The 3,561-nt window shown below is 45.2% G+C and carries 4 protein-coding genes; 2 read left to right on the top strand and 2 right to left on the bottom strand.

All coding sequences use genetic code 11. The annotated features are described in order from the left end of the window. Both LUQ50_RS05770 and LUQ50_RS05765 read right to left on the bottom strand, forming a co-directional pair. The coding region (locus LUQ50_RS05770) for a tetratricopeptide repeat protein (RefSeq protein ID WP_300037537.1) at nucleotides 1-1,834 on the bottom strand (1,834 nt) is incomplete at its 3' end. 125 nt (nucleotides 1,835-1,959) lie between these two features. Next, nucleotides 1,960-2,412 (bottom strand): GNAT family N-acetyltransferase, encoded by a 453-nt coding sequence (locus tag LUQ50_RS05765; protein ID WP_300037535.1) that lies wholly within the window; start codon nucleotides 2,410-2,412, stop codon nucleotides 1,960-1,962. A 98-nt stretch (nucleotides 2,413-2,510) separates the two neighbouring features. Between LUQ50_RS05765 and LUQ50_RS05760 the strand changes: the two genes are divergently transcribed. Together LUQ50_RS05760 and LUQ50_RS05755 are read left to right on the top strand one after the other, a co-directional pair. Then, a complete protein-coding gene (locus LUQ50_RS05760) occupies nucleotides 2,511-3,035 on the top strand; it encodes a MarR family transcriptional regulator (RefSeq protein ID WP_300037532.1) in 525 nt (174 codons plus the stop codon). 91 nt (nucleotides 3,036-3,126) lie between these two features. Beyond that, a partial coding sequence (locus LUQ50_RS05755; protein WP_300037529.1) for a GNAT family N-acetyltransferase occupies nucleotides 3,127-3,561 on the top strand: 435 nt, incomplete at its 3' end.

Raw genomic sequence — 3,561 nt, 5'->3', positions numbered from 1 at the left:
CTTTTTGCAGTTCATTTAAGGATATTAATGCTTTTGCGTGGTAATACCAGGCCTGGTGATCATTAGGGTGATTGTCTTCAACCTGTTCAAAACAGGAGATCGCTTCAGTAAACTGGAACAACTCGAGAAGGGTAAGGCCCGCCCAGTATAATGCATCCCCGTGATCTTTATCAACCTTTAATACTTCCCTGAAATGGTGAAGGGCTGCCTCATATTGTTTGAGTTCGTACTGTGCCACACCAAGAAGGAAAAGGACCTCTTCATCAGGGCCGAATAATTCGATGAACCGCTCTGATGCCTTGATTAATTTCTGTTCCTCATGCTCGTAAGCCAGGGCGTTGAGGTAGATGATCCAGCTGTCAACCGGTATCGACCCTAACTTGCAGGCTTTCTCAAAGGAGGTAACAGACCGTTGATATTCACCCAATTCGAAACTGGTTATAGCGTGGTTTATCCAGGTCTCCGGTTTTGGAGATTTAATCTCCGTGGCATGTTCGAAAGATTCAAGGGCATCTGAATGGCTGTCGAGCAACCTGAGTGCAAGTCCACGCTGATTCCATGCCACCGTGTTATCTGGATCGAGTTCAAGTGCCTTTTCGTATGCGCCGATAGCCTCAGTATACAGGCCACGTTCGGTCTGGGTATCTCCCAGCATCAGCCAGACATTGACATTCTTTGGGTTAAGCTCGGTTGCATGCGTATACGCCGTAGCAGCCCTGCTGAACTCGTACTGCTGTGATGCAACCATGCCGATTCCGATCCATGCATTCACGTTTTTCGCGTTGTATTTTAATGACTGCTGGAAGGATTTGGTTGCATCCTTGTACCATTTTATCTTGTACAAAGCTGCCCCGTGGTTATGCCACACGGAGGAGTTTTCAGGATCAAGACGTAAAGCTCGTTCAAATGCCTGGAGGGCACTGTCATATTTTTTCAGATGCATGAGGGTAAGTCCGTGATTATTGTAAAATGTCACGGATTCCTGCCCTTCATTAATTATCTGGTTAAGAATGTCATTAATTGCTTTACTGTCCTCAGATAATTCTGCTTTTAATATAGAATAGGTGTATCTTGAGTCAAGATCCCAGGGTTCGATCTTCAGTACCTGTTCGTATGCACCGGCTGCCTGTACTATCTCTCCGGTATCAGCCAGGAGATCAGCAAGCAGTCTCCAGGCATCTGCATAATCCGGATCGATCTTTACTGCCGATTTAAGTGCGTTTAATGCCTGCTCCCGTTCTTCGAGATTAATGAGGACATTTGCAAGACCAAAAAAAGCCACGGCATCATCGGGATTTATCTCGATGGCGAAGTCATAGGCATCGAGAGATTCCTGGAATTCATCCAGTTGGAGGTGGCAATACCCTTTCAGGACCCATACCTCTACCTGTTCTGCCCCCCAGTCGATGGCCATGTTGAGGTCTTTCAGAGCTTCCTGAAATTTTCCAAGGGCGAGGTAACACGATCCCCGGTACATCCAGGACTGTGAATTATCAGATTCATGATCTATGAGATGAGTCAGGACTGCAATTGCCTCTTTATACATGCCCACTTCGTACATCGCCATGCCGAGCCTAAGCTGGGCATTCAGGTTGTCTGGATCATGCTTCAGGGCATTGCGATGCATTTTGATTGCATCGCGGTGGCGCTCCTGCTTTGAAAGGACTATTCCTGTCTGGAACCAGAGTTCTACATTTTCAGGGTCAATCCTCAGTCCTTCTTTAAATGCATAGTATGCACGCTCATATTGATCTTTCTTGAGGAATGCCAACCCCATAGCAAGCCATTTCTGGACTTTTTCATTCGTTCCAGTCTCTTTTCCCAGAATTATCACTCTCGAATACAGTGACGCAGTATAGTATTGTCCTTTTTTCTGTAACAGGTAAGATTGGTGACATCAGGAAAATACTGTTGTGTTCCTGCTTTTATGGTATTTACTATAGGGTATCCGGGATGGCCTTATACCTTTTCAATTGTGCAGGTTATCCATTCATGGTTAAAGGTGGGAGCATATTTCTCATAGAATTGTATGGCAGGTTTGTTCCATTCAAGAACCTGCCAGATGATTCCATTCAGTTTTTTCTTTTTTGCATCCTCCAAAACTGCTTCAAAAAGTTTTTTCCCGATCCCGTGCCGGCGGTACTGCTTTGTAACGATAATATCCTCAAGATATAACCGCTGACCTTTCCAGGTAGAATACCTGATGTAATACAGGGCAAACCCGATGACATTTCCCTTGTTTTCAGCCACATGTGCCCACCAGACAGGGGAGGAACCAAAACCGGATTCGAGAAAATGATCAGGGTTTACTTCAACCTGATCGAGTGCATGTTCATATTCAGCAAGTTCGCGGATTAATTCCAGAAGACGGGGACAGTCTTTTGGTATAGCCGGGCGGATGATTATATCCATTGATATTAGTACTATACGTGTTTTAGGTTAATATCTGCATGAGACTGGAGTGAATAGCAATCCAGGAACCCTCTTCGATATACCCGGACTCGTTTCAAATGCCCGACAATGGAATACTGACTGCTGAACTGCATGATATCATCACCAGGATCATTCATCGTGCTGTTCTGATCGAGAATATTCCCGTGGACCTGGGTCTCGGGGATACGATATCAGCATCTGAGATCCATCTCATCGATACTGCCGGAAGGTTTCCCGGGGAAAATCTCTCTTCCCTGGCGATTCGTCTTGGGGTGACCAAGGGTGCAGTCTCGCAGATGGTGCAAAAGCTTGAAAAAAAGGGATATGTAAACCGGATCCAGGAAGAGGGCAACCGGAAAAATATCTGCCTGGAATTGACCGTGAAGGGGAATGAAGCCTTTTTATGGCACAAAACGCTTCATAACCGGTTATCCCTGGAGTTATCACTAAAAACCTCCCGGTTTTCCCCTGAAGACCTGGTAGCGGTCACTCAGATCCTCAGTATCTACGAGGAGATGATCGCCGGGAGTATGGATATCCGTAAGGATCATCTCACCTGGTTTTGGAAGATGATTTCACATCATGAAGAAAGCACCCATTGATGAGATGTTCATGCAATAATGCGTGTTATTGATAATACTGATACCCCAATAGTCTAAACCGGTAAATAGTATAGAATCTAAACAATAATCGATGTCCGCTGAACCAGTACCCCGGATCAGTTTATCCCCGATTTCCGTCTCTGACGGTGAAGAAATAATCGAGTTGTTCAATTATTATGTAGAGAATTCGGATGCGGCATTTCCGGAAAACCCAGTCCCGGTCGGTTTTTTTGAACAGATAAGATCACTGCTGCCTCATTATCCAACAGTAACGGCAAAGGATACGGATGGAATCGTTATTGGATTTGGAATGCTCAGGCCATACAATCCAATGCCCGGATTCAGGCAGACCGCTGTCATTTCGTATTTTATTCATCCCCGGTATACGAGGATGGGCATCGGATCACAGATGCTTCTGTTTTTGGAAGATAACGCAAAAGAAAACGGGATAATCAGCATCCTTGCAGAAATCTCGTCGCGAAATACCGGAAGCATCCGTTTTCATGAAAAAAACGGATTTATACAT

Origin of the sequence: Methanospirillum sp., assembly GCF_028679455.1 — an archaeon.
Taxonomy (GTDB): domain Archaea; phylum Halobacteriota; class Methanomicrobia; order Methanomicrobiales; family Methanospirillaceae; genus Methanospirillum.
This window is presented reverse-complemented; position numbering and strand designations above follow the sequence as displayed.

Bases quoted from the DNA above. Each gene is read 5' to 3' on its own strand.
- LUQ50_RS05765 (WP_300037535.1), bottom strand. From the start codon at position 2,412: ATGGATATAATCATCCGCCCGGCTATACCAAAAGACTGTCCCCGTCTT.
- LUQ50_RS05760 (WP_300037532.1), top strand. From the start codon at position 2,511: ATGCCCGACAATGGAATACTGACTGCTGAACTGCATGATATCATCACC.